Source organism: Streptomyces sp. SCL15-4, assembly GCF_033366695.1.
Classification (GTDB): Bacteria; Actinomycetota; Actinomycetes; order Streptomycetales; family Streptomycetaceae; genus Streptomyces.
Genome location: NZ_JAOBTQ010000001.1, coordinates 68714 through 95308, shown reverse-complemented (window position 1 = coordinate 95308; position 26595 = coordinate 68714). Strand labels below are relative to the sequence as shown.

22 protein-coding genes and 4 pseudogenes are annotated in these 26595 nt (G+C 69.8%); 10 read left to right on the top strand and 16 right to left on the bottom strand.

Translation table 11 applies throughout. The features are described from left to right. Positions 1 to 294: 294 nt before the first annotated feature. From SCK26_RS00485 to SCK26_RS00465, 4 genes and pseudogenes are all read right to left on the bottom strand, one after another. Positions 295 to 1185 (bottom strand): NmrA/HSCARG family protein, encoded by an 891-nt coding sequence (locus SCK26_RS00485; RefSeq protein WP_318199208.1) that lies wholly within the window; start codon positions 1183 to 1185, stop codon positions 295 to 297. Between the two features lie 83 nt (positions 1186 to 1268). After that, positions 1269 to 1709: a MarR family winged helix-turn-helix transcriptional regulator gene (locus SCK26_RS00480; protein WP_318199207.1), complete on the bottom strand. Its 441-nt coding sequence runs from the start codon at positions 1707 to 1709 to the stop codon at positions 1269 to 1271. A gap of 196 nt (positions 1710 to 1905) precedes the next feature. After that, positions 1906 to 2046, bottom strand: a pseudogene (locus SCK26_RS00475) (alkene reductase); the annotation flags it as partial. Positions 2047 to 2779: 733 nt separating this feature from the next. Continuing rightward, the gene (locus SCK26_RS00465; protein ID WP_318199206.1) at positions 2780 to 2923 is read right to left on the bottom strand and encodes a pRL2-8; all 144 of its coding nucleotides are present in this window, start codon (positions 2921 to 2923) and stop codon (positions 2780 to 2782) included. 131 nt (positions 2924 to 3054) lie between these two features. On the opposite strand from SCK26_RS00465, the gene SCK26_RS00460 reads away from it, so the two are divergent. Further along, entirely contained in the window at positions 3055 to 3315 is a 261-nt protein-coding gene (locus tag SCK26_RS00460; RefSeq protein ID WP_318199205.1) for a hypothetical protein, read from the top strand. Here the strand turns inward: SCK26_RS00460 and SCK26_RS00455 are convergent. Beyond that, a complete protein-coding gene (locus SCK26_RS00455; protein ID WP_318199204.1) occupies positions 3284 to 3730 on the bottom strand; it encodes a hypothetical protein in 447 nt (148 codons plus the stop codon). The two genes, SCK26_RS00460 and SCK26_RS00455, sit on opposite strands and share 32 nt — an antisense overlap. Positions 3731 to 4045: 315 nt before the next feature. After that, entirely contained in the window at positions 4046 to 4432 is a 387-nt protein-coding gene (locus SCK26_RS00450; protein ID WP_318199203.1) for a hypothetical protein, read from the bottom strand. A gap of 568 nt (positions 4433 to 5000) precedes the next feature. Between SCK26_RS00450 and SCK26_RS00440 the strand changes: the two are divergent. Then, positions 5001 to 5758 (top strand): annotated as a pseudogene (locus SCK26_RS00440) (IS5 family transposase); the annotation flags it as partial. Positions 5759 to 5962: 204 nt separating this feature from the next. On the opposite strand, the gene SCK26_RS00435 reads toward SCK26_RS00440, so the two are convergent. Beyond that, positions 5963 to 6565 carry an ABATE domain-containing protein gene (locus SCK26_RS00435; protein ID WP_318199202.1) on the bottom strand — a complete coding sequence of 201 codons (603 nt, stop codon included), beginning with the start codon at positions 6563 to 6565 and terminating at the stop codon, positions 5963 to 5965. A 93-nt stretch (positions 6566 to 6658) separates the two neighbouring features. Here SCK26_RS00435 and SCK26_RS00430 point away from each other — a divergent pair, with 93 nt between their 5' ends. Continuing rightward, positions 6659 to 7450, top strand: coding sequence for an MBL fold metallo-hydrolase (locus SCK26_RS00430; RefSeq protein ID WP_318199201.1), 792 nt, complete (start codon positions 6659 to 6661; stop codon positions 7448 to 7450). A gap of 134 nt (positions 7451 to 7584) precedes the next feature. Further along, positions 7585 to 8001, top strand: a complete 417-nt coding sequence (locus SCK26_RS00425) for an ester cyclase (RefSeq protein WP_318199200.1) — start codon at positions 7585 to 7587, stop codon at positions 7999 to 8001. 449 nt (positions 8002 to 8450) lie between these two features. On the opposite strand, the gene SCK26_RS00420 is transcribed toward SCK26_RS00425, so the two are convergent. Continuing rightward, the gene (locus SCK26_RS00420; RefSeq protein ID WP_318199199.1) at positions 8451 to 13067 is read right to left on the bottom strand and encodes a glycosyl hydrolase family 18 protein; all 4617 of its coding nucleotides are present in this window, start codon (positions 13065 to 13067) and stop codon (positions 8451 to 8453) included. Positions 13068 to 13493: 426 nt separating this feature from the next. Between SCK26_RS00420 and SCK26_RS00415 the strand changes: the two genes are divergently transcribed. From SCK26_RS00415 to SCK26_RS00405, 3 genes are all read left to right on the top strand, one after another. Then, complete coding sequence (locus tag SCK26_RS00415) at positions 13494 to 13715, top strand: hypothetical protein (RefSeq protein WP_318205879.1); 222 nt, start codon at positions 13494 to 13496, stop codon at positions 13713 to 13715. Continuing rightward, positions 13712 to 14620: a hypothetical protein gene (locus SCK26_RS00410; RefSeq protein ID WP_318199198.1), complete on the top strand. Its 909-nt coding sequence runs from the start codon at positions 13712 to 13714 to the stop codon at positions 14618 to 14620. Before SCK26_RS00415 ends, SCK26_RS00410 begins: the two co-directional genes overlap by 4 nt. Positions 14621 to 14907: 287 nt before the next feature. Beyond that, positions 14908 to 15096, top strand: coding sequence for a hypothetical protein (locus SCK26_RS00405; protein ID WP_318199197.1), 189 nt, complete (start codon positions 14908 to 14910; stop codon positions 15094 to 15096). A gap of 55 nt (positions 15097 to 15151) precedes the next feature. Here the strand turns inward: SCK26_RS00405 and SCK26_RS00400 are convergent, their stop codons facing one another. From SCK26_RS00400 to SCK26_RS00375, 6 genes are all read right to left on the bottom strand, one after another. Then, positions 15152 to 15760, bottom strand: coding sequence for a hypothetical protein (locus SCK26_RS00400; RefSeq protein ID WP_318199196.1), 609 nt, complete (start codon positions 15758 to 15760; stop codon positions 15152 to 15154). Between the two features lie 597 nt (positions 15761 to 16357). After that, complete coding sequence (locus tag SCK26_RS00395) at positions 16358 to 16978, bottom strand: pentapeptide repeat-containing protein (RefSeq protein WP_318199195.1); 621 nt, start codon at positions 16976 to 16978, stop codon at positions 16358 to 16360. An 863-nt stretch (positions 16979 to 17841) separates the two neighbouring features. Continuing rightward, positions 17842 to 18258 (bottom strand): hypothetical protein, encoded by a 417-nt coding sequence (locus tag SCK26_RS00390; RefSeq protein ID WP_318199194.1) that lies wholly within the window; start codon positions 18256 to 18258, stop codon positions 17842 to 17844. Further along, positions 18183 to 19175, bottom strand: coding sequence for a hypothetical protein (locus tag SCK26_RS00385; protein WP_318199193.1), 993 nt, complete (start codon positions 19173 to 19175; stop codon positions 18183 to 18185). The genes SCK26_RS00390 and SCK26_RS00385 overlap by 76 nt, the downstream gene beginning before the upstream one ends. A 968-nt stretch (positions 19176 to 20143) precedes the next feature. Continuing rightward, on the bottom strand, positions 20144 to 20617 hold the full coding sequence (locus tag SCK26_RS00380; protein WP_318199192.1) for a hypothetical protein: 474 nt from the start codon (positions 20615 to 20617) through the stop codon (positions 20144 to 20146). A 15-nt stretch (positions 20618 to 20632) separates the two neighbouring features. Then, a complete protein-coding gene (locus SCK26_RS00375; protein WP_318199191.1) occupies positions 20633 to 21871 on the bottom strand; it encodes a helix-turn-helix transcriptional regulator in 1239 nt (412 codons plus the stop codon). 741 nt (positions 21872 to 22612) lie between these two features. Between SCK26_RS00375 and SCK26_RS00370 the strand changes: the two genes are divergently transcribed. Beyond that, entirely contained in the window at positions 22613 to 22783 is a 171-nt protein-coding gene (locus tag SCK26_RS00370; protein ID WP_318199190.1) for a hypothetical protein, read from the top strand. 203 nt (positions 22784 to 22986) lie between these two features. Then, positions 22987 to 23229 (top strand): annotated as a pseudogene (locus SCK26_RS00365) (IS5/IS1182 family transposase); the annotation flags it as partial. Positions 23230 to 23231: 2 nt separating this feature from the next. On the opposite strand, the gene SCK26_RS00360 reads toward SCK26_RS00365, so the two are convergent. Further along, the gene (locus SCK26_RS00360; RefSeq protein ID WP_318199189.1) at positions 23232 to 23600 is read right to left on the bottom strand and encodes a hypothetical protein; all 369 of its coding nucleotides are present in this window, start codon (positions 23598 to 23600) and stop codon (positions 23232 to 23234) included. Positions 23601 to 23977: 377 nt separating this feature from the next. Next, positions 23978 to 24241: a hypothetical protein gene (locus SCK26_RS00355; protein ID WP_318199188.1), complete on the bottom strand. Its 264-nt coding sequence runs from the start codon at positions 24239 to 24241 to the stop codon at positions 23978 to 23980. Positions 24242 to 24520: 279 nt separating this feature from the next. Here SCK26_RS00355 and tap point away from each other — a divergent pair. Next, positions 24521 to 26586 (top strand): annotated as a pseudogene (gene tap / locus SCK26_RS00350) (telomere-associated protein Tap); the annotation flags it as partial. Positions 26587 to 26595 lie beyond the last annotated feature (9 nt).

Below are 26595 nucleotides of genomic sequence, written 5' to 3'. Positions count from 1 at the left end.
GAGGGCCGGCACGGTTAAGCCTGTTCCGGCCATCCGCTATACGGGTCCAGACGCCGGCGCGGCGACCTCGCGGGCGTAGTCGGTGAGGTCTTTTGGTTGGCGGCCCGGGGCCTCCTGGACGTGGATCTTTACCTCGCCGTCGACCGGCGGCCTCTCGACAACCATTGTGCCGGTGTCGGCCTCGAGCACGCCCCGGGAACTTCGTGACTACTTCAACCGTTGGCGGATGCGTTGCCGTGCCCAGAGCGCCGAGACCGTGGGCACGATCGCGGGGCGTTCATTGCGGCCGGAGGCTCAGGAACCAGCCACGTTTGCGGGCGCGGTCCAGCCGGTAGCTCGGATCCACTCGACCAGGTCCAGGGTGGCCGGCTCGATCGAGCGCACCACCGCGAGGTCCGAAGGGTTTTCCTCCGCCTTCGCGAACTGGCGGAACATCGCCTTGTCAAGGTCGTTGGGAAGCACGCTCAACGGGAGGGTCTCGTACCGTGCCGGAAGCCCGGCGCGCGCGCCGAACGCCGCGGCGATCTGGGGGCCCGTCAGCTCGTCGCCGACGAGCTCGACGACTCCGCCGGGCGCCTTCGCGACGTCGAGCAGGAGCGCGGCGGCGACCCGGCCGATGTCCCTGACCGAGACCATCTTCAGGGCGACGTCTTCCGGCAGCGGCAGCCTCAGCACGATCTCCCCATGCTCCAGGCTTGGTGCCATAACGCTCGCGAAGTTCTCCATGAAGGCGGTCGCGCGAACCATCGTGGCCCTCAGGCCGGACTTCCTCAGGTGCTCCTCGATCCAGTGCTTCGAGTCGTGGTGCGGCACACCCGACTCCCAGTCTGCTCCGAAGACCGAGTTGAACACGACGTGTGGGACGCCCGTCTCGGCCGCCGCGTCGACGAGCGCGGTACCGACGCGGATTTCCGCCTCGACCTCTTCGAGGCTGTTCGCCTCCGGGGTCATGAAGTAGAACCCCTCGACCGTCGCCAGCGCGGCGGCCAGTGACGCCGGGTCGTCGGCCCGGATGGCCGCCAGCTCGACGCCGCGGGCGGCCAGCGCCTGAGCCCGGTCGGACTGCGGGTTGCGGACCAGAGCCCGCACCCGCGCCTTGTGGTCCAGCAGCGCGTCGACCACCGCCCCGCCCTGTTGCCCCGTCGCGCCGAAGACTGCGATCGTGCCGGTCCTCTGTGTGCTCATCACTGCCACCCTTCATTAGTTCACGCCGTGAACGAAACTAGTTCACGGCATGAACTGTGGCAAGGGGTGGGTGTAGCGGGACCTCACGGTGTGATGGGTTGGTTCGAGGTGGGCGAAGAGAGGTCCGAGGTGTCCACGATGGCGGTGGCCACGCGCTCGAAGTCGCGCTGGTCGTCGGCGTCGAGGTTCCTCGCGATCTCTGGCAGGCGCTTGGTGATCTCGGCGTAAACGGCCTCGGCGAGCACCTTCCCCGTGGGCGTCGCACTGAGCATGACGATCCGCCGGTCCTGTGCCAAGCTTGCCCGGCCGACCAAATCGCGCCGCGCGGTGCGATCGACCAACTGGCTCAATGCGTTCTTGGTCATACCCAACGACGCGGCGAGGTCAGCCATCTGCCGCGGCTCGTTCCTGACTGCGCAGAGCAGCGTGGCCTGCGAGGGGGTCAGGTCGAACTCGGCGCAGATCTGCGCGTACTTGCGTTGAATAACGACCGAGAGCCAGAAGAGCTTGTCGCCATAGTCCACGCCGGCCTCCCTGTCCGATAACGAACGATCAGCCTACTCGTCGCGGACTGGCAGACAACGCCACTCACCAGGAGATGCACACCTCTGCGACCCCGGCCTGGCACGCCTAGCCCAACCACTTTGATCGACTTACCCTGTCCCTTCACCCTCAGGTGGCACCTCACCGGCGCGCGACGGGTCGCGCGCCGGTGCCATGTCACTTCTGTGCCGCGTCGAGGGTGGGGTAGTCGGTGTATCCGGTGTGGTCGCCGCCGTAGAAGGTGGCCGGGTCAGCCGCGTTCAGCGGGGCATTCGACTGGAGGCGGGCCGGCAGATCCGGGTTGGCCAGAGCGGCCGCAGGTGATCGCGTTCCAGCAGCCAAGACTCGAAACCCACATGCCCGCCGGTCGTAGCCGACCACCAACCCGGTGTTGTTGCGCTGACCCCGATACACCGGGAACGAGCGCACCGGCGGCACCGACTCGAACGCTACCGCGGCCGCCTCTACCAGGCCGTCGCGCCGCTCGCTGCATGCGGCACTACGCACCGGGGGCCCGGCCCACTCCAGAGCCGTCCACTCTCCGATCACATCACCAACCTTGGGGAGGCCCGATCGACGCAGGCAGCCGCACGAGATGGGCTTGCCGTGGAGCAATGAGGAGGCATACTCCTCGCGCTCAGTACCGCGCACCGCGCACGTGCCCAGTCACTTTCCAGAGCCCGTACACGCCACCCACGTTGACCATGCCTGAACGGTACTGGGCCCCTCTGACAAGCCGAGGATTCAACTCCGTACTACTGAGTCCCTCAACACGGTTCCGCCTACGGCCATCTTCAACACACGCAACTTGACAGAGAAGTCGTCACTGACCGTCTCGCGCACCGAGTCCAGGGACAGGCCCTGCGGGGGCGGGCCAGGTGGCGGCGAGCGTGGACTTCCCGGCGCCGGAGGGGCCAATGAGGACCACCAGGCTGTGCTCCGGCATCGGCGGGCAGATCAGCTCGGTCATGCGAATCTCTCCTCGATGAGGGGCGCGGGCAGCCCGGGAGCGGTGCCCGCGGTGTCGGTGGGCGGGGGTGGCGCAGCGGGGTCAGCGGACGATCACGTGGTCGGGGTGGCCATTGACCATGTGGTCCACGCACTCCGGGCAGTCCTCACGCGGACCAAGCCCGGCGTGCGCCTCGCGGCTGGCGTACGCGTGGAACCAACACTGCCGGCACTGCCCCCGGGGCATGCGTGGCCTTCGCGCTCGCCACCAGAAGTCTCCCTGCTGCGGATGAAGGGCGCGGGCAGCCCAGATCAGGCACATCCCGGCGTTGTCGGTGATCAGGGCGGTGGCCGCGTGCAGGAGGCGTCGCCGTCGCGGTGGGGCTCGGCCTGCTCGGCACGGCGCGCGGCGGCGGTGAGCAGATGCGCCACGGCCGCCATGAACCTGCCGGGCGGGTCGGTGTCCTCGATGAGCTCGCGCAGGATCGCGGCGAGCTCCTCCTGGTCGACGTCGTCGGTGCGAAGGTCGTCCTCGATCTGCTGGAGGCCAGCGAGGCGATCCCGACCGAGGCGCGTACGCGTTCCAGCCGCGTCCGGGGCCGGCCGGTCACCGGGTGGTGGCCTTGGCCGTGGCGATGAGCGCGGCGACGGTCTCCCAGTCGTGGTGCCAGGAGTTGTCGAGGTGGAAGGCGCCGTTCATCCCGTGCGAGGCCAGCTTGTAGAAGTTGGTCTTGCCGGTCTTGCTGGCGAGCTTCTCCAGAACCCCGTGGCCCGGCACTCGGCGGTCCGCGATGTAGTGCGTGCCGAAGGACAGCGCGAGCGCGGCCGCAGCCGCGCCGGGGCGGACCCGGACGCCCAGCGCACGGGCCCCGAGCCCGGCGACGATCGCCTGCGTAGCCGTGTAGGTGAGGCAGTGGTGCAGGCACGCCTTGCGGCCGTCGGAGACGCCCTTCACCCGGGCGCAGAAGTCCGACTGGACCCAGAAGTCTCCGATCGCGCTCCCGGCGCGGGTGAGTCCGAGAAGGGCGGCGAAGATGGCGGGACGATGCTGCATGCTGGATGTCTCCTGAGCTCGAAGGGGTGAGGGGCGGGCGGGCGGCCGGCCTTTGCCGGTGCTGCGGCCGCCTGGTGTGCGGGCCCCGTCCCGGCCTGGACGGTCGGGACGGGGCTGGCTCACGCGGCCAGCCGGTGAACGGCCGGGGCCGGGAGGGTCGACGGGCGTGCCGTCGTAGCACTCCAGCAGGACCCCAAGGTCTTCAGTGGGAGGCAGCGGCGCCACCGACCAGCTGGGCGGGCAGCGGGAGATCCTCGTCGGCGACGCCGGCTAGCCCGGCAAGGACCGCACCGTCTGGTGTCCAGGCCAGGGGCTTCAGCGGACCCAGTGGCCGTCCTTGATGACCTGCCGGCCGTCCTCCAGGGTGAGGTTGGCGATGAACGCGGACAACACGGCGCCGTCCAGCGCGCGCCGCGTGTAGGTGACGGCCCATGCCTCGGCCTCGGAGTAGGGGCGGGGGCGCTCGACCGTGGTCGCGTAAGCGGGCTCCAGGGCCGCGGCGGCATTCTCCGCCCGGGACTCGGTCTGCAGCAGGAGCATTCCGCAGCTGTCGTTCAAGCCCATCAGGACAAGGTCGCGCAGCTCGAAGCCGCGTACGTCGAGGATGCTCAGGACGGGCTCGAGCGAGCCGTGGGTGTAGACGCGCTGAGGGTGGGTCTTGAACCAGCGGCTGTGTCCGAACTGGGTGATGTCGAAGGTCATCGCGGATCCTCTCGTGTGGTTGGGATCGCCGGGCGTGCTGTCCGGCTCCCCTTCACCACCCGGCTCGGCAGCGGCCGGGGCGGGGTCAGAAGGGGGGTTCGTCTGGCCAGGGGTCGCCGGTGGAGCGCTCGGGCAGGAGCGGGATGCGCAGCGTGCGACGGTCGGCCCAGCAGCCGCACGCCTCCATCTCCGGGAACGGTCCGCTGGTCCACCGACCGCCCGCACCTCGGCAGTCGCGGCAGCTCGGGTCAGGTTTGAGGGAGAGCCGGATCTCATGCCGGTTGACGGTCAGTCCCCAGCAGCCGGCAGCGTTTGTGGTCGGCGAGGGCGTGTTCAACGGTGATGCGTTGGGAGGAGTGCCGGTGGCGGGCTCGGCGTAGGGCTGCAAGGGCCTCGGGCGGGCTGATCTTGTTGCCTTTCCTCGGCGGGGTCACCGCCTGTGCGGGGTGATCGCGGCGAAGCCCGAGGTAGCCGTCGTCCAGGAGAACCTGAACGTCAGGGAACTGCTGGAAGCAGACGGCATGCCTTTGTTCCGTGCGGCGGTCGCATCATGCATCCGTCCAGGTCCGGACGGCTGCGTGTTCCCGACCGTGTGGCGCTCGCCGGAATCCTGTTCGTACTGCGGACCGGTGTCGCGTGGCGCGATGTCCCGGCCGAGACGGTGGGCTGCTCCGGGGTGACGGCCTGGCGTCGGCTGCGGGACTGGACCGAGGTCGGCGTCCGGCCTCGCCTGCATGCCGCCCTGTTGACCGAGCTTCGTCGCGCCGGCCTGCTGGGCCTGGACGACTGCTCCGTGGACGGCTCGCATGTCCGGGCCCTCAAAGGGGGGATCACGTCGGCCCCTCGCCCGTCGACCGGGCCCGTCCCGGCTCCAAGCATCACCTGATCGTCGACCGCCACGGAACCCCGCTTGCCGTCACTCTCACCGGTGGCAACCGGCACGACGTCACCCAGCTCCTGCCTCTGCTGGAGGCCGTCCCGCCGATCCGGGGCCTGCGGGGACGCCCCCGCCGCAAACCCCGGCATCTGTACGCCGACCGGGGATACGACTTCGACAAGTACCGCCGCCTGCTGTGGAAGCGCGGCATCAAGCCCCTGATCGCCCGGCGCGGCGTCTCCCACGGCTCCGGACTGGGTAAGGTGCGCTGGGTGGTCGAGCGCGCTTTCGCCTGGCTCCACCAGTTCAAACGGCTCCGTACCCGCTACGAACGACGCGCCGATCTCCACCAAGGCCAGCTCGACCTGGGCTGCAGCCTCATATGTCTGCGTCTGCTCCAGCGGGCGGTCGATCGCGCCAGTAGCGGAGACGAGTCTCGGCCCCGTTGATACGCATGATGCAGTCCTTGAAGAGGGGCTCCGGGATACAGGTCGGGCTGAATCTGCTCGACGTACTCGCCGCCAGTGCGGCGGCGGAGTCGAAGTAGTGATCTTCAGTGATCGAGTGCCCGGCTGTCGGTCGGCAACCGAGCCCGCTGGAGGTGTTTCGTGTGGCTGCCGGGCGGTCCGCAGGAGGATCTGGGGGGTGGTGCGTCAGTCCGAGGCACCGCCGCGCCGGGCGCGGGCGGCGCGGGCACGGTCGCCGCAGCGTGTGGAGCACCAGTGGCGCCGGCCATGGGTGCGTAGGAGGAACCGGTCGCAGGGGGCTGATCCGCAGGCGGCGAGGATTTCGGCGTCGGGACCGGTGAGCAGGTCGGCGGCGTCGGCGGCGAGGATCGCCAGTGCGTGGTTGACGGCCTGGTCGGTGGGGTGCGCCTGGATGCGGCGCAGCCCCCGGGCCCCGTCCCAGGCGAGGAGGGGGGCGGTGGGCACGGCCGTGAGGGCCTCGTTCACCGCGCGCAGGGATCCCTCGGGCGGGGCGGTGGTGTCGACGCGGGCGGCGAACAGGGCGCGGATGTGGGCGCGCAGCGTGCGCATCCGCTGTGCGCACACCTCGTACAGCTGCACGTCCGGGGTGGTCAGGTCGTGGGCGGCGAGCCAGCGCATGGCGGATTCCGGGGCGGCGAGCAGGTCGTAGCTCTGGCTGGCGGGCAGGGTGGCGGCGGTGTCGGCGAAGTCCAGGGAGCGGTACCGGTCGGCACCCGGTGCCGGGGGCAGAGCGGTCGGTGTCACGTCGGTGGCCAGGGTGTCGTCCATGCCTCTCATGGTAGCGCTTGCATTTTTCCGTGATGCCTGCCTAGCCTGAAGTCACGTTAACCGCAGGTTTTTTTCGTGAGAAACGGAGACGTGATGTCCCAGCTCGACACCAGCCAGTTCCCGGTCCGCACGTTCGGCGGTCCGACCGCCCTGTTCGAGTACGGCGGTCTGCGCTTCCTGACCGACCCGACCTTCGACGGCCCCGGCGACTACGCCTCGCCCGGTGGCCCGACCCTGACCAAGACCGCCCCCTCCGCCACTACCCCTGCCGAGCTCGGCCCCATCGACGTGGTCCTGCTCTCCCACGACGAGCACGCCGACAACCTCGACACCTCCGGCCGCGCCCTGCTCGCCGACGTCCCCCTCACCCTCACCACCCCCGGCGGCGGCGAGCGCCTCGGAGCAAAGGCCAAGGGCCTGGCCGACTGGGAGTCGATCAAGCTGGAGCGCCCGGGGGGCGGCACCATCAGCGTGACCGGGGTCCCTGCCATCCACGGCCCCGGCGCGCGTGAGGAGGTCGAGCCCTTCGCCGGCCAGGTCGTCGGCTTCGTCCTGACGGGAGAGGGACTGCCGACGGTCTACGTCAGCGGCGACAACGCCTCGCTCGACGCGGTCACGGAGATCGCCGAGCGCTTCGCCCCGATCGACACCGCCCTCCTGTTCGCCGGCGCCCCCCGTTTCCCCATGGTCTTCGATGGCAACCTGATCGTCCTGGACAGCGCCCAGGCGGCCGAGGCCACCCGGATTCTTGACGCCCGCCGTGTCGTCCCGGTCCACCACGACAGCTGGGCCCACTTCACCGAGGGCCGCGACGAGCTGGAGGCAGCCTTCGCCGCCGCGGGCCTGACCGACCGCCTGGACCAGGACTGGACGCAGCGCGCCTGAGCCCGGACCGCCACTCAGGAACTGAGACCTCGCACCAGGGTCGGGGCTCCCCACACGCCGAGCCCCGACCCTGGGAGCAACCCCTCGCGGCGTCCTCTGCGCCGTGCCAGAACGACAGAGACGGACCCGATCACATGTCCACCGGAACCAACGCCGGCCTCGTGCACCGCTTCTACAAGGCCCTTCAGCAGGGCGACTACGACACGCTCACCGGCATGTTCCACCCGGACTTCGTCTTCTACCCCCAGATCGACAGCCCCCGGCCCGGTACCGCAGGGTTCATCGACGCGGAGAAGAAGCACGTCGATGCCTTTTCCGACATCCGTCTGACGGTCCTCGACACCGTCGCCGAAGCCGACAAGGTCGGCGCCTACGTCGTGGTGGAAGGAGACCAGGGCGGCGACTACTACGGCATCCGCCCACGCGGAGCGCATGTACGTTTCTCCATGTTCAACCTGTTCACATTCAAGGACGGGAAGATCATCGAGAAGCGGGCCCACTACAACCTGGCCGACATCATGAACCAGCTCACGGCCGGCTCCACCGCCTGACGACACGGCCACACCCTGCGCCCCTCCACCGCCGCACACCAACGGCGCGCGCGTGGAGCGAAACGCTCCGACTGCCCACACCGAGAACCGCGGCGTCCCCTTCTGGCCGATGCCGCATCGCCCGGCGGCCCGCGCGGGCCGGGCACCGCCCTGGCCGTAACGAGCACCAGGGCAATCACGCAGCGCTACATGTTCTTCGCTGCAGCTGTACGAGAACAGGGCCGAGTCCGCATCATCGCAGCGCCCAACTCTCTGGCCAAGCGTCTGATTCTGAAATGATCAGTAAGTGGTCTGCGTCGTAAATCCTTCGGGGGTTGACTGTCAAGGGCGTTCTCGGGGGTGCCGCCGGGACTGCCGGTGGGCAGGAGGGCGTCTGATCGGGGGCGGGCTTGCTCGCCCAGGCCCGCCTCGTCCCGGTCTCGCCGGGACGAGGCGGCGAGGGGTAACGGTTACCCGGCGTCGCCGATCAGCTTCCAGGGCTCGTGGTCGGCGTCGGCCCCGGTGCCCGGGGCATTGCCCTGCGTCCACCACTTGGCCTTCCAGACCTTGCCGTTGTACTTGACCGTGGTCTGCTCGATCGGCTGGCTCGCCGGGGAGTAGACCTTGGTCGCGTCCCAGTTCCCCGCGCTGCATCCACCGGCCGGCGGGGTCGCCGAACCGAGTCCCTTGAGGTTGTCGGTCACCGGCGCGTATGCTGTACCGCCGATCGACAGACTCGTGTTCACCGGACCGGTGATCGGGAGGTAGTAGATGATCGGCAGGTCGAGCGACTTCCCGGCCGGGATGATCTGGCAGTAGTCCAGCGTCGTACTGATCCGGTGGAGCGTCGTACCGGGTGTCAGCTTCCACTGGCCGCCTTGGGCATCGGTTTGCCAGTTGCCGTCCTTGACCAGCCATGACGTCGAGGCCGGGATGTCGAACGACAGCTTCGTGTCCTTGCCACCGCCGAGCGTGCGCCCGGTGTTGTTGGTGATCCGGACGGTCGGCTGCAAAGGCCACAGGTTCGCCGTCGAAGTCGGGTAGTTGACCAACTCGACGCTCACGTTGGCCGTCACTGTCGGCGCGGCACCGCTGCTGCCGGTGCGCAGATTGTTGTCGTAGGCAGTGGCATTGCCCAGCTTCTGGTTCAGCCGGGTGGTCAGCGTGTACCCCATCCCGCACGGGGTGTCCGGCTGGACGTCGGCCGGGCAGGCGTAGTCGCCGCCGAGTTCCCACATCATTACGCCGCCCGCACCGGTCGACTTGACCAGATCGGTGACCGCGTCGACGCCCTGCTCGTCCTCGGTCGAAAGGAACACCTTCTTCTCGGTGTTCCACAGCCACGACGTCTTGGTGGTGTCGTCCCAGTACCGGGTGTACTGGCCCGTGCGCCGGTCGGTGATGTCGGTGTGCGGCTTCAGCCCGACGCTGGGGGCGTAGACCGGGGTGATGTTCTTCTCCAGGTTCTTGGCGTGCCACAGCGGGTTCGTCCCGGAGCCGAGCTCGCTGCCGTTGCTGGTCTCGTCGTGCCAGATGTTGTCGATGCCGAAGGCACCGTCACCGCACGGCCGTTTGATGCCCGTACCCGGCTGGCAGCCGTTCGGCTTGGACGACGTACCCCACAGGCCGTTGGTGCCGCCGGTGACGTTCTGCCAGCCGCGCGTGTAGTAGGGCACACCGATGTTGACGCGCCCGGCCTGCATCGCGCCGCGCATGTACTTCATCGCCCAGTCGGTGTTGAAGTACCCGATCTTCCCGTTCTCCGGGGTGGCGTACTGGTCGGCCAGTTCGGGATCCTTGCCGTCGTCGAACAGTGCCGCGTTCGGGCCCACGACGTCGTTCCAGGTGCCGTGGTAGTCGTACGCCATCAGGTTGGTGAAGTCCTGGTACTTCAGCGCGGTCTGGTTCGCCATTCCGCGGGCCAGGTAGCCGGAGGCCGACGACGCCGAGGTGAGCAGGTAGTACTTGCCGTCCGCGGCCGAAGCCCGGTTCAGCGAGTCCCGCAGCGCCTTCATCAGCGCGGAGTATGTCGTGGGCAGGCCCTTGCGGCGCGGGTTCGACACCGCCCAGTCGGCCGGATTGCCGGTGTCCTCGAGGACCGTGGGGTACTCGAAGTCGATGTCGACACCGTCGAACCCGTAGGTCCGCAGGAAGTCCACGACCGAGCTCGAGAACGTGTCGATCCCGCCCTGGTTGACCGAGCCGTCGGCGTTGGTGGTCATCGTGTAGAAGCCACCGGAACCGGCCCAGCCACCGACCGAGATCAGCGTCTTCACCCGCGGGTGCAGGCGCTTGTACTTCGTCAGCAGGTTGAAGTGCCCCTTGTAGGGCAGCGAGGGATCCATCTCGGCGCCGGCCTCGCCGGGCCACTCCTTCTGGGTGGCGTTCGAGTCGACCTTGATCTTGTTGTTCTCCACCGACGCGAACGCGTAGTTGAGGTGGGTCACCTTCGACCATGGGATGTTCTTCACGAGGTAGTGCGGCGTGCCGTCGGCGCCCGTACGGCCACCGTTGAAGTAGCCCACGACCCGGCGGCTGCGGCCCTCGCCGAGCCATTCGCGGCTGTCGCTCTGATAGATCTTGCAGTACGGCGTCGCCACACCCGGAGTGGTCGCCAGACCGTCCGGTCGGCAGTCGCCGGTCGCGGCCGGCCGCGTACCGCCGTCGTCGCCACCGGGGTGCGACTCCATAGGGTCGCCGACACCGCCGTTGACACCGAGATCACCGGCACCGCCGTCGGTGCGGCTGCCGTCGCCGTAGCTCGGCACCAGCCAGCCCTCGATGTCACCGGCACCACTCGCTGCGGCCTCCTGGGCCGCCTTGGCCGCCTTGAGGGTGGTCTTCGCCGTCGTAGCCGTAGTCGTAGCCCCGGAGCGGGTCAGGGTGAAGTCCTGGATCCCGTCGCCGTTCAGGTCGGCGAAGGTCCCGGTGGTGCCCTGGAACGGGTCGCCGGCGCGGATCACGCCCAGCGACTTCCAGCCGGAGGTGACGCTCCACGGCGAGCCGGTGTTCTCCCAGGCCCGGACGTCACCGGTGGTGAACTCGACCCGGACCGTGTCGGCCTTGCCGTCACCGGTGATGTCGGCGAAGGCGACCTGCGCGGCGGGCGACTCACCCGGAGTGCCGAAGCCCGAGATCTTGCTCCAGCCGCCCGGAGTCGGCATTTCCTTGCCCTTGTTCTGCCAGGCGGTCGGGAAGCTCATCCGGTCCACCGTGATCAGGTCGTCGCGGTGGTCACCGTCGAGGTCGGTGAAGTACATCTGCGGCGGGTAGCCGAGGTTGTTCGCGACGATCGTCGCGGTGCCCCAACTGATGCTGTTGCCGCTGCTGGTGTTGCGCGACATCCGCATCGCGACGATGCCGGTCGGCGAGTCGGCCGGCGGCAGAATCCGGATGTAGTCGTCCTTGCCGTCACCGTCCAGGTCGGCGAAGTAGACCTCATCCGGGTCGTTCCCGCGGTCAGCCGGGCTGATGTCGCCCAGTGAGACCGCTTCCTTGGTCGGGTCGTCGTTGCGCCAGCCGGTGACCTTGCCGTCCGTACCGACCACCGCGAAGTCGGCCTTGCCGTCGCCGTTCAGGTCGGGGAAGGCGATCTTCGAGCCGGTCGCGGCGGCGTCCCGGATCTTGCCAATCGGCTTCCAGACGTACGAGCGGCCGCTGATCATGTGCTGCAGGAGCGCGATCCGAGTGCCTGCGGCGAAGGCGTCCGCGATCTTCTTGTAGCCGACGTCGGTCGGGTAGATCTCGTTGGTGATGTCCTCCGTGGTCACCGCGCCCATGTCGACCAGCACCAGCCGTGCGCCGCCCTGGATCTTGGCGTAGGCCATCGTGCGGAGCGCGCTGTTGTAGGCGTCGATCCGGGCCTGGTACGTCGGGTTCGTCGACGGCGGCAGGGTGCCGAGCAGGACGGTCGTCGTCGGCGAGGTTCGGTAGATCTCGTCCAGGAAGCCCCGCATCTTCCCGGCCGTCGCGGCGCCGTCGGCACCGCCGGTCAGGTCGGCCGTGCCCGCGATCAGGGTCATCATGTTCGGCCGCAGTGTTGTCAGCGCGGGGATCGTCTGGGCCTTGATGTCGTCGATTCCCTTGCCCGCGAACCCCATGTGGTCGGGGTCGCCGCGCTTGCCGTTCTTCTGCTCACCGACGAAATCCGTGCGCTTGAAGATGAGACTGAGCGCGCCACCGAACAACGCAGCGATGGTCATGCCCTGCGCCTGGGTGCTCAGTCCGTCCCGGTAGCCGGTCTCGTCGGCGCTGTTCGCACCGACCGTGATCCCGTCACCGACCGGCATCACCCGGAGCTCGTCGATCTCCGGGCTGGCGGCGGGAGACGGAGTGGGCCCGGCCGCGTTGAGCCGGCCGAACTGGACCGGCCGGTGGTCGGAGTCGCCCTCGGAGCGGACATCGACCGCGGTATCGAGATTCAGGTGGGTGGTGACGAAGTAATCCAGCTCATGCCCTTCCTGGTGGGTCGCCCTACCCGAGCTGCGGATCTGCATGCCCTGCGGGAAGTTGGCCCGCGCGGAGAGGTCCTCCGGCTCGACGTTGAAGTCGCCACCGATCGTCACGTGGTAGGTGACGCCATTCTGGGTCCCGAGGGCCGCGATCCGGTCGTTGATGGCTCTCAGCATCGGCACGGAGTCACCGCCACCGCCGGACAGGCCATGGAAGGTGAAGTACCACTCGTTGCCGAACCGCGCCCCGAGCGCGTTCCGGCCGGCGTCGACCGGGTTGCCGACGACTAACAGCTCGTCGGGCGCCTCTCTCAGGACGAGCGCGATGTTGACCCGGCCGCCGATCCGGCGCGGGTTGGTCGCGTCGTCGTCGGTCTGCAGGAAGTAGACCTCACGGGTCGGGATGGGATTGCGCCAACTGGAGTCGACGACCCAGGTGTGGTGCAGCACGGTGTGCTGATGCGTGTTGCCCTGGCTGTCGACCGTGGTGAAGGTCTCGCTGGGCTGTGCGGTGCTGCCCGGAGGAGGCTCCGGGCCGGCCTCCTGAACCATCACGATCGGCACCTGCAACGCGAACTGCCCGACCGTGTTGGTCCACTTGCTGCCCGTCGGTGCGCCGTTGTTGGCCCCCTGCATGTTCCAGGAGACCAAGGGCGTGGTGGCCGCAGGGAAATCGGTGGCGGAGGCTGGAACGACGAGTGCCGTTGCCAGCCCGGCCATCATCACCACTACGGCGATTAATCGGCGGAACAAAGAGTTCCTCCCGTTTCTCATATCCAACGGATCGGGAACAACCGATCGCTGGTCACTAGTTGACTTCTCAAGGCACGCTCGATCATTCCTGAGGCTACGTCAACTTATCGGTTAGCGCTGGGTGTTGAGTGCCGATGGCCTACCGGAGTCGGGGCAGACTGAGCCCGGATCCACCGTCTTGATTCAGGAGTGGTCATTCCGGGGGGCTCGTCGGAACCTCCCGTCCGCTCCGGAGCGACCGGCCGCCGCTGAGTGCGGGTGCGCACCGGCAGTGAGCCGACGAGCGCGCGCAGCCCGCTGGGCTTGCGGATGGCGTTGTCCGCCGTCTTCCTGCCCCTGTTCGCCGCCGCTACGGCAGGGTTCGCCGTGTGGGCCGCGCACCAGGGGCCCGGCGACAGCCCGAACCGTCACCCGCTGACCGTGCTCGCGGTGATCTGTGGAGGGCTCACCTTGGCAGCCGCTGCCGACCTTATGGTGAGGAGCTCGCCGGCAAGCTGGGGAAGTACGCCCGGTTCTTCCGGCGGACGGTGAAGGACACCGACGGCACCGAACGCCCGATGTGGCGCACCCGCTGGAGCGCGCCGGCCACCTTCTCCGGCGACAGGGCGCACCCGCCCGTCCTGCTGGTGTTCAACCCCATCGGCGAGCGCAACCCCGCCCGCACCATCGCGCGCCTGCACGAGCTGACCCGCCACCTGTGGCAAGGGGAGCGGGCGGAGGGCTTCCACGACTACGACGGCAAGATCCCCATCATCGCCACCAGCCTGAAGAAGCTGCGCGAGCACGGCCCGACCGGGCCGGCGTTCCTGCGCTTGGGCCGTACCCACCTGCAGCCCCTGCGGGACGCGATCGGCAACCCCCGCCGTGAGGCGGCCCAGGCCCGCGCCCGCGAAGCGGCCAGGGCACGGCAGGAGGAATACCAGGCGCAGGTGCGGCGGGCGGCTCAGGAGCAGGCGGCGAAGCAGGCAGCCGAAGCCGCACGGGAAGCCGCCCAGCGCGAGGCCCGCCGGCCTGCCTGCGCCAGCTGCGGGACGCGGTGCACCGACGAACGCTGGGAGGCCGCCGAGAAGACGAACTGGGGAGTCCCCGTCGACCCCCACCCGCAGCTGTGCGACGGGTGCAAGCACCAGGCTGTCGCCGCCACCCAGGAGGCCGACCGCCCGGAGCCGCTTCCCGACTGGGCGAAGCAGACGGACTTCCTGCGTTACCCCCGTCGTCCACGCTGCACCGAGTGCAAGGCGGTGAACCGCACCGGCTGGGGTCCCGTTCCCATGGAGGCTCGCCCGACGCTGTGCGGGGACTGCGACCAGCAGGAGAGGGAAGGAATCGAGCAGTCCCAGATCGAGCTGGGCTGGACGGGCAGGTCCCAGGAGCAGGAGCAGGCTCTGCCCGAGCAGAAGGCCGAGGGCCGCTGGTTCTCCCGCTTCCGAAGGTGACCCAGGCAAGCCTCCCGCATGGGAGGCTTGCCCACCGCGGGTGGCAATCAGGGGTGGCAACGGAGGTTGCTCTACAACTTGCCCCCAGCGTGTCCCGGATACGGGGAAACCTGCACGTCAGGGCGCTAGTCAAGGGGTGGAAATCACGCCGACTACTTCTCTCAGACACCCCTGGATACCTGGATATCCGCAGAAGCACGATCTGACAGGCGGTCCATCGACCCGGTCCGGCGGGCGGAACAGGCACCGAAGACCGCTCCCAGACCTTCCCGCGGCTGCACGTCGTCTTGGCGGGCAAGGAGGAGCACCTGCTCGACAACCGCCTGAAGGCGCTCGCCGACGACGTGAAGGGCATCGCCATCGCGGTGTGGGTGAACAACCTGCCCCGGCTCCAGCGGGGCGAGTCCTGGTACGCGATCGGCGTCGACACCCCGGGCCGGCGCCGTCGGCGCCACCCCGAGCCCGTCGGCCGCTGACGCCGCGTGCGACACTGGGCAAGCCCTTTGTGGGAGGGGCTTGCCCGGGGCCCGGCTACGCCATGGCGGCGGCTACGGTCTCGAGGACTGCGCGCTGTTGAGGGTCGATGGGTACGTCGGCCTGGCGCAGCGAGCGAAGTGTGGCGCCTTCGGCGCACAGCCTGCACAGCCCGATCACCGGCATCGGACCGGCGCCGATCAGGGTGTGCGAGGAAGAGCTCTCGTAGACGGGCCGGTAGCAGCCGGGGCACAGGCGGCAGTCCTCGAGGTCGTCCGCCGGCGGCGCGTCCGGACCGAGCAGCGGCACGATCCGCAGGAGGCCCTCCCCGGCCTTGGCCCACAGTCCCATCGGCCGTTCCGCGGACCGCTCGGAGACGACGTCGCCGTTTGGGCCTTCGCTGGTGCGGACCCGGGCCAGCGTGCCGACGCTTTCTTCGGGGCGGTCGGGGAGGCACGCCAGGACAGTCCTGTGTCCAGGCCCTTCGGACATGACCTGGACGTGACCTCGCCCGGCAGCGAGGGCCGCGCCCAGCTCGTTCAGCCCCTGGCCGTTGTCGTCGTTGCGCAGACGCAGCGCCCACGAGGCCGGGGCCCCGTCGATCTCGGCAGGGGAGGAGGTGATCAGGATGCCGTTGCCGGACTGGCGAACGTCCAGGTGCTGCATTCCCTCGCAGTGTTACACGGTGCCGAACCACTCCGGGGTCGGCTGGTCGCTCTCGCCCCGTGGGCGCGGCGCGGCTTGTGCTGCTTGTGACGTCCCATGATGTGCCTCGCAGACGTGGCCCCGTACACGGGCCGACTGGTCCGCTGAACCTACAACCGGCTGCCCGGCAAGCCCGGTGCGCTACGGGTCCGTCATCCACCCGCCCAGCCCACCCGGCTGTCGCGTTGAGCACGTTGGCGGGCCTGATTCTCCGGCGCCGCTGACGCCAGGGCGGCCCGCGACGTCCTGTTGTGGCTCGCTCCGTGATCAGCCCGCCCACCCGATGTCACGGACCTCGATCGCACACGGGCAAACCGCCGCCGGCGGCGCACCGAGTCACCGGCCACCCAGCTCCCGCCGACGCGGGAGTAGTTCCTGCGCCCCAGGGTGTCGCTGCGGTGAGCGCGAAGGCCGCCCCAAGCACCGGGGGGCGTGCGCCCATCGCCGGGGTGAGTCTCAACTCGTCCGCCGTCACCGGGTCCTGGTGCCCGGGGTATCGGTGCTGGTCCGGCAGGTGTCGGAGGCATTACCCTGGAACGGTCGTCAGCTGGGACGGGCTTATCCCGGGTCCTCTACGCCCTTTGCGCCAGTTAGAGTCAGGTCCTCCACGCCCTTCGCGCCATCCAGATGTGCGCCGGCCAGGTTCGCGCCGCCCGCGTTAACGTGGGTCAGATCCGCGCCGTACAGCGATGCGCCGGTCAGGTTCGCGCCGGACAGGTCCGCGGTCAGCGAGCCGGGCACGAACCCGTCATGGAGCCGCCCTCTGTACGAGAGCGTGATGCCTGGCAGATGGGCTCCGCTGAGATCGATGATGAAGTAGCTGTCGCGATCGGCACTGCGATAGGCGAGGACCGTGAGCGCGGCCAGCACGTCGGCAGGTACGGCTTCCCCTTTCCGAGGGGGTTTGCTGGTGTGGGTGCGAATGTAGGCGGCCAGGACGTTGCCGATGGTGGGGTGGTCGCGGGAGGAATCCTGCATGATGCGCTCCAAGGCGTAGACGCCACCGATACGGACGTCCATGGCGCCATTGCCGAGGTTCTCCACGGCCTTGGTGTACCGGTCGGTGATCTGCACTTCCCGCGTGACTCCCAGTTCCTGGCGGCTGACCTTCAGCTGGTCGCGGACCTGGTTGTTGGAGTACCACAAGCCAGCCACGCTGACGAGAGCGGCGATCAGCACCGAGACCAGCTCGATGCGGCGTGCCCAGTCCAGCCGTGAGCGCCGTGCCGTGTCCGGCCGCGAACCGTTGCTCGCGCGGACTGGTCTCTGCCTGCCCCCGGTCGGGCGGGCTGTCGCTGATGTCCTCCGCTGCCGCGGCACGGCTGACGCGGTTCGGGGCGTGGTGGGGGAAGGGCGTCTCCGTAGAACGCGCTCGCTTGCCCGTCGGAATGGCTGACTGCGTCGGCTCGGCATGAAGGCATTTGACGCCTGCCAGGAGGCGTTCCAGCGAGTTTCGGACGTTTCCTCACGGGCCCCCCTCGCGATCCGTGCGGCTGCGCGCCGGAAGCAGCGGTAGGGCCGGACAGCAGTCTCGCGGGGGATGCCGTGTCACCGAGCCGGAATGTGGTCCCGGGAAATTCTCCCCGTCGTCTCCTGTTCCATGTCGGACTTCCGCCCTCAAGGGCTGGAGGGCAGGGCACTCTTCACGGGCGCGCTGCCCGCAGGCCGAGGGAGACGGCGATGGAGTGGATGGACACCATGCGGTCGCTGGCGGAGGACCCGCTGGTGCGCCTGGCGGTGGGCGCGGGCGTCCGGGGGATCGTCCGGCGTGTGCGGCGCGGCCGCGGGACGGCGGCCGCGCAGGCGCTGGGTTGCTGGCCGGTCATGGCACGGGTGACCGGGGAAGGCGCGGGCGGGTGCCGTAGCGGTCGGTGTACCCGCCGATCCGGTCCGACGGATGGCTGGACTGGGCCGGCGGGTCCGCCTCGGATGCGGTGTCCGGCGCGGAGGCCGGGAGCGATGTGGCGTGCGGGCGGGGCACCGGCACGGGCACAGACGAGGTCAGAGCCAGGGCCGCCAGGGCGAGCGCGGCCCTGACGGCGTCACGCGGCAGCGGGCTCCGCCACCGGGTCGAAGGGGCTGGGGTAGGCGGCCATTTCTTCGAGTCGGCGGATGACGGCACGGGTATCGCCCAGGGCCCGGTGGCCGCCGCGCAGCTTCTGCCAGGTGTAGCTGCCGAAGTAGTCGTGCCAGTCGCCGTGGAAGGCGGCGTACTGCTCCATCGCGCACTCCTCCCACTCCTGCGCGTCCAGCCAGGCCTGCGCGGCCGCGTGCCGCCCGGTGCCGTAGCGAGGCTGCTTGGTGAAGTCGACCGTGCCCAGGGCCTGGTGGTGAAGGTGAAGCTCCCACAGCAGCCGGCCGGTGTCGTACTCCCGGTTGTAGATCACGATCCGGCGCCCGGCGAGGGCCTCGGTGAGGCGGGGGAGGATCTCGGAGAAGGCGGGCGCGTCCCGGACCATGGCGTCGGTGATGCCGTGAATCGCCGTGGCCTGCGCCGGGATCGGCTCGCCACCGGGGTTGACGGCGTGTCGAGCAGCACCGTCCCCGACACCGTGGTGACGGCGATCTCCACGATCCGTGAGGTCCCGGTCAGGCCGGTCGTCTCGGTGTCCAGGACCGCGTACGCCTCCGGATCGGCGAGGATCATCTGCGCCCACGCGATGGTCGGCCCGAGGTCGTCCCACCGGGCACGGTCCGCCCGCCGCCGCGCCTGCGCGCGCCCCTGCTCGATCTCCCGGTCGCATGCGGGGCAGTGCCAGTCGGCCATCGCCTGCTCGCGCTCGCTCATCGCCGCCCACACCGTGAGCGGGTACAGCTGCACCAGACACCGCCGGCGCGAGCGCTCCGCCAGAGACCGCGTCAGCCGCCGTCCCCGCTCAAGGCGTTCGTCGCACGCCAGACACATCCCGTCGCCCCAGCTCCTGGCCAGCGTGGGCGTCTGGAAGACGGTGCCGCAGTCCTGGCACGTCCGACGGCGCAGATCGGCCCGGCGCCGGACCGCCCGGTCCTCGCACACGCCGCACATCCCCCACACCGGAACGGGGAACACCCCGCCGCAGTCTGTGCAAGTACGGCTCTGCTGCATCTGACGGCGCTGCAGAGCCGACAGGGGCCGCATCTTCACCGACTCCTCCGGATCCCACAGAGCGATCCGGGTCCCGTACCAGCGGGCGTAGACATATGCCGCCGGCTGCTGTCCCGCAGCGGGCTTGCGCCGCACCGCGCCCAGCTGGGCCTTCGTCCGCAGGTACGCCGGCGCCCCGCCGCTTGCGTACACCGGCACTCCCTGCACGAACCCCAGCGGCTTGCCCCGGGCCGCCCGGTCCGGGTCGACGTCGTCCTCCTGGCCCGCCGACGCGGTCAACACCTCGTTCACGAATTGCCTCCTTCGGCCTAGCGGCGACCAACCGTAACGGAACGTGGCATCGCGCATGAATAAGTGTCAAATGCCAGGAAGAACAGGCATGTTACGCGTATGCGTTTAGATATCCGCTCGCGTACGCGAGGCAAAAAGTCACCCGTCCGGGCGTCCGACGAAACCCGGGAGCCCCGGCGTGGCCGGCAGCGTGGTCGCCCCGACCACCAGCCCGACCACGTCTCCCGCCGTGCCGCGTCCAGCCCCGACCACGGCGGGTCAGCGCACCGCCGACGCCCGCAGAGACCGCAAACGCAGCTGGTTGCCTGAGCGGCCGATGGGGCACACCCACTCAAGGAAGAGGACTGATCTCCCGACGCCGTCCTCGGCCCCCACACGCTCTGGCCAACGCGAGCGCCTCTCCCGCCCGCCGAGCGCGCCGCCGCCGGCCACCTTGGACCGCTGATCCGGCGATCAACCTTCAGCCGGGGGACACGTCCCCGGCCAGCCCGTGTCTACAGGGGCCGCAGGGTGATGAGGACCAGGGCCACGAGTGCGTCGCACAAGCACCAGGTCTGCCACCAGGCCCACCAGGGCGGGCCGCTACGCCGAGGTCTGCGGTGATGGCCGGTCATGGCGCGGACGTCCGGAGAAGACGTGGGCGGGCGCCGTAGCCGTCGCCGCTCATCGTTTCCGCGCCCGGGGGCGGGTGTCCGGGGTGCTCGGGGCGGGGTTGGCCAGGGCCTCGGGGTCGGTGGTCCATTCCACGCTGCCGCCTGAGGGCCGCAGCCATGCCACCGGGAGGAAGAGCAGCGCCGCGCCCTGGCCGCCTTCGTACGGGGCTGGGGTGCAGCGGGCAGGACGTAGCGCTATCGCGCTGTACGGGGTCCTGGGCGGCCTGGGCGAAGTGCAGTACCACCGCCTTGGCGCAAAGTGGCGACTTCGTCGGACAGGGCGTTGCTGCGTGGGCGGCACTGCGTTCAACGGCTTCACCGGCTGGCGCCCTCGGGCCATAGCACCCGCACCGGGACGCCGGTGCGTTCGGCGTAGGCGACCACGTCCGCGGTGCCTCCGTATCCCCGTGCCGGTTTCCCGTCCCATACGGTGATCAGCTCATCCACCAGGCCGACGAGGATTTCGGATCCGGCCTGGTGGGCTTCGGAGGTCGATTCGGTGATGCCGGTGTGGTGGACGTCGGCTGCGCGGGAGAGGAGCCGGTCGTAGACGGGGTGATGCCAGTCGGGCAGCCCTTGCCGGTACTCGGTGGCCGGGATGACGACCTCGAGGCGGCCGCCGTGCTCCAGGACGGTTTCGGCGAACCAGGAGTCGGGGCCGTCGGCGATGCACGAGACACCGACGAGTCCGGCCGGGACGTACTGGCTGACCTGGTCGGCCAGGAGGGCCCGCACCTGTTCCTCGACCTGTGTGCTCAGTCCGCGGTGCCCGCTGATTCCCACCCTCATGCGGTGTTCCCCTTCCTACGGGTAGACGCCGTGCAGGCGCTCGTCGAAGTCCCGTACCACCCTGGGCGGTGAGGCGGTGGTGAGGCTACGGCGCAGGGCACGAGCGCGTTCCACGATCCGCCCGGACCGGTACTGCAGGCCGGCCTCGAGGGCGCGGGAGGCGAAGGCGAACGCGGCCTCCACCCGCCCGCCGGCGATGTCGAGCACGAGCAGCGCGCGTTGCTTCGCGTGCCCGGTGGCCAGGGCTTCCACGTCCTCGGCGAGAACCCACTCGGGCAGCCCCAGGCGGGCGCCGCAAGTGACGCGGCAGGCGGCCACCTTGTCGGGAGTGAAGGAGAACACCCACGGCCACGGGGGCGGTTCCTGCCCGGCGGTCAGCGCCTCGGCGGCGGTACGGGACCCGGCCAGGGCCCGGTCCGCCCCGCGCCGGTCGCCGGCTACCGCGTACCCGAGGGCCTCCACGGTCAGCAGCCAGGCGTCGGCGACGGCCGGGCCCTGCTCCCCGAGTACCCGCCGGGCACGCCGGGCGAGATTCAGCGCTTCCACACCGTTGCCGGCATGCGCCTCGAACTGGGCAAGCGTGCCTATCTGGTACGCGGTCAGGAGCGGGTTGTGGGCCGTGCGTGCGGCTTTGACGGCTCCGCCGTACCAGGAGCGGGCCGACCCGTGGTCTCCCTTGTCCCACGCGAGCCAGCCCGCGAAGGAGGCCGCCTCGCTGCCCATGGCCGCCAGCCGCGCCCGCTCCGCATCGCCGGTCGCGGTGCGGGTGATGGTCTGGATGAGCCGGATATGGCCTTCCACCGCGTCGGCGAGGTCACGGGAGGGGGTGGTGCCATCGAGTCTGCGGTAGGCGCTCGTCGTCAACCGGAGGGCGGCGGCCTGCCCGCCGATCGTGTCGTGCGTGTCCGGCACGGCGGCCAGGATGGGCGCTGTCATCGCGGCGAGGGCGCCGCCAAGGACGGTGCGTCGGTGCATGGGATCGTCGTCTCTCACCTGAACCTGCGCCGTGCGCCCGTCCGCCAGACCCACCAGCGCCGGCGGGATCTGAAGATGGGCAGCCGCCGCGGCCAGGACGTCGGTGCTGTAGGAGGCTTGGCCGCGTTTCTCCAGACGGGAGACGGCCGACTGGGACATGTCCAGGGCCTGTCCCAGCGCCGCCTGCGTCATCTGCCGCCCCTTGCGGGCCAGCTCGATCACGCGTCCGTAGTCCCCAGCTCGTGAGGCGTCCCGGATCGGCTCTGCCTGGAAGTCCACGACGCCCCCCACGCTACGAGTCCCTGCGGCTTTCGGTACCTGCTCGTACCCGCTGAGCGCGTACCCGTATGCACATGCCGCATGGGTGATGGTCCCACAGCGGACAGTGATCGTTGACTGGTGCCAGCCCAACCGCCTCGCCCCCGGGGCGGGTTGCGGCCCGGTGGTCGTCCCCGCCCCCCGTCGGGGACGACCACACCGAACCGACCGCGAGCGCGAGGCGACTGCTCATGACGACGCGCAGCACGACTGGCCACTGCCGCAACTGGTGGACGCCCCGACGATCAACCTGGACGCTCTGACGGACCGGCAGCGTGCGGGCACGTCGTGCGTGTGGTGCGCGGGGACGGCATCGCCCCGGTACCCCGTGGGCGGCCTGCGTGCCTGCGAATGCTGCGCGGCCATGTACGGTGTCCCGGCCGTGGGGGCGGACCGGTGAACGGCGGCGACGGGACGTTCCCCGCGGCCCTGGACCAATGGACTCCCGAGGACTGGCAGGAGTACCGCCGTCGCATCCAGGACAGCGAGGCCAGCGTGAAAGCCATGGACGCCATCACGCGTCGCCGCACCCGCGAGTCAGAGACGTCCCGGTGACCGGCGGAACGTCTCCCGCATAGACCCCGGCGGTGCCGGGGACGGGGCGTCACACCCCCCGGCCCCGCCGGTCAGCTTCACCCCTCCGGGCGCGGGCGCCCTCGCGAAGCACTCCGCCCGGACCCCGCGTTCTGGAAGGCTTGCCGCATGCGCGAGGACATGGACGAGGACCCGGCCGTGACGTCGTACGCCACCGCCCAGCGGCCCGGTGACCGGGCCTTCCAGTGCGACGCGACCGCCGTGTGCACAGCGCCGGACGGCACCCGCGCCTACGCCCTGCTCGACGGCGTGGGTGACACCGCGGCCGTCCGCTCCTGAACCCGTACCGCCGCCCACCGCCTGGCCCGCGCGGCCGCCGGGCACGCGGGCTGGCTGCTGCTCGCTTCCGGCGGCGCCTACGAGCCCCACGAGGACGCCGGCCACGACCTGGCCGGCTACCTGACCGGCGATCCGCACGCCGCCGCCGAGCGCCTGCTCGACGACGCCGTCCGGCGCGCGCACGAGCTGACGGAGCCCTACGCGTCAGCCGGCCGAAGGACGCGTCCGGCTTCGTCGTGCTGCCCCGCCGCTGGGGCGTCGAGAGGTCGCTGGCGTGGATGATGCACGCGCGCCGACACGCGAGGGACTACGAGCGGCTCATCCAGCACTCCGAGACCCTGATCACCTGGGCTGCCATTACCCTCATGACCAGGCGCCTGGCCCGGAAAGGCGCCACCCCCAGCTGGCCGAGGAAACCGGCACCGGCCGACGGCTGCCCCCCTGTTGGCTACTGAAAATTCTTCCACACTTCAATATACTCATCGATATTCACGATACCCAGGAGTGAAAATACAGCTCCGGCGATGCCGATTAAGGTTGTCCAGTACGTCGCATAAGAAATCCTCCCCCGCTTTACCTCGCCACGTAGCCGCTCGGAGATAGAACGGGCAATGATCATAGGGCCCAAGGTCAGGGCTAATGCCAGGACCGCTACCGGGATGAGGGCACCGGACGGCACTTCATCATGGCCGTCCAATCCGAAGGCGTACACGAGCTTCAGACATGTCGCCAGCCCGGCGGCCAATCCTAGGAAGCCCCAGATCGAATCCAGATGTTCGCTGGGTTCATGGCTGTTTTCGCTTTCGTCGTCCGCCACGTACACACCCCCGATGGTCAATTCTTCGAAGCGACAAGTCTAGCTGTTGCGGGGAACGGGCCTGATCAGCCTGGCGTCGTTCCTGCGCTGGACAAGATCCGTTTAAAGACGTGCCTTAGGCTGTTGATCAGTGGGGTCCCGGCCCGGTCCCCCGGTCCTTGGTCCACGCCTGGTCCTCACCGCGGCCCGCCTGGCGCCCTTGGACACCGCGCCAGCGTAGAACCCAAGGCTACTCAGAACCGGGGATCAGAAACACGTACTGAGGAGATCCGGTAGTGGGTCGGCGCCGCCGTCGTGGTTGAGGGGTGAGCCGACAGGAAGGCCGGCGAGGTTGCCGTCGACGGTGCCGGTGCCGTGGGGGACGGAGCCCGTTGTAATCACGCACCGGAGCTGTCGGCCCCCGGGTGTTCGCATACCCCTCCCCACAGGCCGATCTGGCCTGCGGGGAGGGCCGGGTCGCAGCAGGCTGGCGGGACCTGTTTGTCGACGGGATCGGTGCCGTTGGCGCCGGTCAGGTCCTCGCACACCCGGAGATCCAGAGCGACCGCTGCCGCATCGATGCGTGCCCACTGCCCATCAGTGAGGTCGGGCAACAGGGGGCGAAGGTGGTGGAGGGCAAAGGCGACGATGCCAGGGGTCACGCTGTGCAGGAGGTTGGTGACACCGGCGGAGTGCGCATCGCGGTGGAGTTCACTTGAGGGGCGCTGGCAGGTCCACCATCAGGAGCGTGCCGTGCTGCGTCCGGTGCTGAAGCGCGTCAACCTGTCGGATCTGCGGCGGGCGGACGGGCCGGGCACTCCCGCTCCGTGAACGTGGCCGCCTGGACGTCGCCCCAAACGGTCACTTCAGAGGGACATATGTGAGGTCGTGTCACTTCCAGTGATCACATCGGGGAGGGGCGGCACTGGCTGGACGGGCTGCTCGCCGCCGCGCTGCGGGTGCGCCGGGCGACGGTGTCCGGCTGGGAGGCCGGCAAGACCGAGCCCCGCCCGCCCGAGCGCGACGCCTACGCGCGGCTGCTGGACAAGCTCGCGGAGCTCTACCCCGCCGACGCCGCTGGCGCGCTGGTTCAGGACACGGCGGAGGCTGCGGACATGACTGCAACCGAGAACACCCAGACCCCTGCCCCTGTCGCCGCCGCTCCGGCGACCGCGCCCCCGTCCGGCGCGCACCACCAGGACGACCTCGATGTCGCGCCGCCCGTGCGAGGAAGGCTGCCCCGGCCGGCACCCCGGCGGGCGGCACCGACCCGCGGTTCGGGAACGGACCGCTCGCGGTCGTCGATGTCGAGGACGGTCAGGTGCTGGCATTCTGCACCGGCGGCCTGGTCCTGGACGTGCCCGCCAAGAGCATCCCGGCCCTGGTCGACTGGACGCTGCGCGAGGCCAAGCTCGGGCAGCCGAAGCTGTCCGGGCCCGGCAAGGACGCCGACCCGCTGCTCGTCCTCGCCGAAGCCGCGCTGGAGCGCTACGGCCTGCCCATCGTCCTCACCGAGGAGGAGCGGCTCGCCGGGCGCATCCCGGAGAACCACAAGGTCATCAAGCGGCTGACCCGCGCCGACTGGCAGCTGACGAAGCGGGGGTTCGGGCCGTGGGCGCGGATCTACCGCCTTGCGACCGGTTCGGAGCGGGCCTGCGTGCAGCTGTGCATCCCGTCGTGGGGGGCGCTGGACACCCGGCACTGGGGTGAGGCCGGGCAGCTTCCGCCGGCGGAACTCGCCCGTGTGCTGGGCGTGTACGCCTCGCGGGTGATGACGCCGCGCGGTTCCACGGCTGTGACCGGCCTGGAGCTGATGACCGCGCTGCATCCGCCGACGCGCGCCTCCGGAGCCGGACGCCGACGGCAAGCGGCATTCCGAGCACAACTCCGGCTCTCTGGGCAAGGACGCCATCGCCCCGATGCACTGGCCGCCGTGCGAGGTTCCCGACGGTCACCCGGTCCTGAAGGACGTGCCCCGGTTCCACGTGCGCGGCCCCGGCGAGAAGCTGTTCGAGGGGGCGTACGACTGGGCCCGTCCGATGACCGACGCGGAGTGCACGCTGCGGTACCTGGTCGGCATCGACGTCAACATGGCCTTCGCCGCCGGCGCCAACGGCTTGACCGTCGGCCTCGGTGAGGCGACGCATGTCAAGGCTCCGGTGTTCGACCTGAAGCTGCCCGGCTCGTGGCTGGTCGACCTCTCTCACGTCGACCTGTCCCGTGTGAAGGTCGGCAAGTACAAGTGGGCGGAGCTGGACGCGAGTCTGCTGCCGTCCCCTTCACGCCGAAGGGCGAGCATCCTGAGGGGCCGGCCTGGTACGCGACGCCGACCGTGGCGTACGCGGTGGAACTGGGCTACGAGGTGTGCCCGATCGAGGCATGGGTGCGCTACGAGAACGGCCGGTACCTGGACGGCTGGTACCAGCGGCTGCGCGACGCCTTCCTGGCCACGATGGCCGACCTCGGCGTCGACGCGGACCTGTCGCCCGAGGACTTCCTCGCCGCGATGGACGGCTACAAGGACCGTGACCCGGAGCTGGCGATCGTCGTCTCGGCGATCAAGGCCACGGTCAAGGGCGGCCTGGGCAAGCTCCGCGAGCGGCCACGGGGCGAGGGCTGGCGGCCGGGAGAGCCGTGGCGCGCTCTCGCACGGCCGACGTGGCGGCCGGACATCCGTGCGGCGGTCATCTCCCGCACCCGCATCAACCTCCACCGCAAGATCGTCAAACACGCGGCGTTCACCGGGCAGTACCCGGTCGCGATCCTGTCCGACTGCGTCGTCTACGCCGCCAACGGCACCAGCCCGCTGGACTTCCTGCCCCACCGGGACGGCAAGCCGCTGCCCGGCGGCTTCAAGCTCGGCATCAACCCCGGCCTCGTGAAGTGGGAGGGCACCCAGACCGTCCTGTGGGGCGAGGAGGTCCGGGAGCGGTTCAACGCCCCGGAGCTCAACCTCGCCCGGTACATCAAGGACGGCACCGTCACCGACGTCGACAACGGAAAGTAGGAGTAGGCG

Bases quoted from the DNA above. Each gene is read 5' to 3' on its own strand.
- SCK26_RS00485 (WP_318199208.1), bottom strand. From the start codon at position 1,185: ATGAGCACACAGAGGACCGGCACGATCGCAGTCTTCGGCGCGACGGGG.
- SCK26_RS00465 (WP_318199206.1), bottom strand. From the start codon at position 2,923: ATGCCCCGGGGGCAGTGCCGGCAGTGTTGGTTCCACGCGTACGCCAGC.
- SCK26_RS00455 (WP_318199204.1), bottom strand. From the start codon at position 3,730: ATGCAGCATCGTCCCGCCATCTTCGCCGCCCTTCTCGGACTCACCCGC.
- SCK26_RS00450 (WP_318199203.1), bottom strand. From the start codon at position 4,432: ATGACCTTCGACATCACCCAGTTCGGACACAGCCGCTGGTTCAAGACC.
- SCK26_RS00435 (WP_318199202.1), bottom strand. From the start codon at position 6,565: ATGGACGACACCCTGGCCACCGACGTGACACCGACCGCTCTGCCCCCG.
- SCK26_RS00430 (WP_318199201.1), top strand. From the start codon at position 6,659: ATGTCCCAGCTCGACACCAGCCAGTTCCCGGTCCGCACGTTCGGCGGT.
- SCK26_RS00425 (WP_318199200.1), top strand. From the start codon at position 7,585: ATGTCCACCGGAACCAACGCCGGCCTCGTGCACCGCTTCTACAAGGCC.
- SCK26_RS00420 (WP_318199199.1), bottom strand. From the start codon at position 13,067: ATGCAGGGGGCCAACAACGGCGCACCGACGGGCAGCAAGTGGACCAAC.
- SCK26_RS00415 (WP_318205879.1), top strand. From the start codon at position 13,494: ATGGCGTTGTCCGCCGTCTTCCTGCCCCTGTTCGCCGCCGCTACGGCA.
- SCK26_RS00400 (WP_318199196.1), bottom strand. From the start codon at position 15,760: ATGCAGCACCTGGACGTTCGCCAGTCCGGCAACGGCATCCTGATCACC.
- SCK26_RS00390 (WP_318199194.1), bottom strand. From the start codon at position 18,258: ATGGTCCGGGACGCGCCCGCCTTCTCCGAGATCCTCCCCCGCCTCACC.
- SCK26_RS00380 (WP_318199192.1), bottom strand. From the start codon at position 20,617: ATGAGGGTGGGAATCAGCGGGCACCGCGGACTGAGCACACAGGTCGAG.
- SCK26_RS00370 (WP_318199190.1), top strand. From the start codon at position 22,613: ATGCGCGAGGACATGGACGAGGACCCGGCCGTGACGTCGTACGCCACC.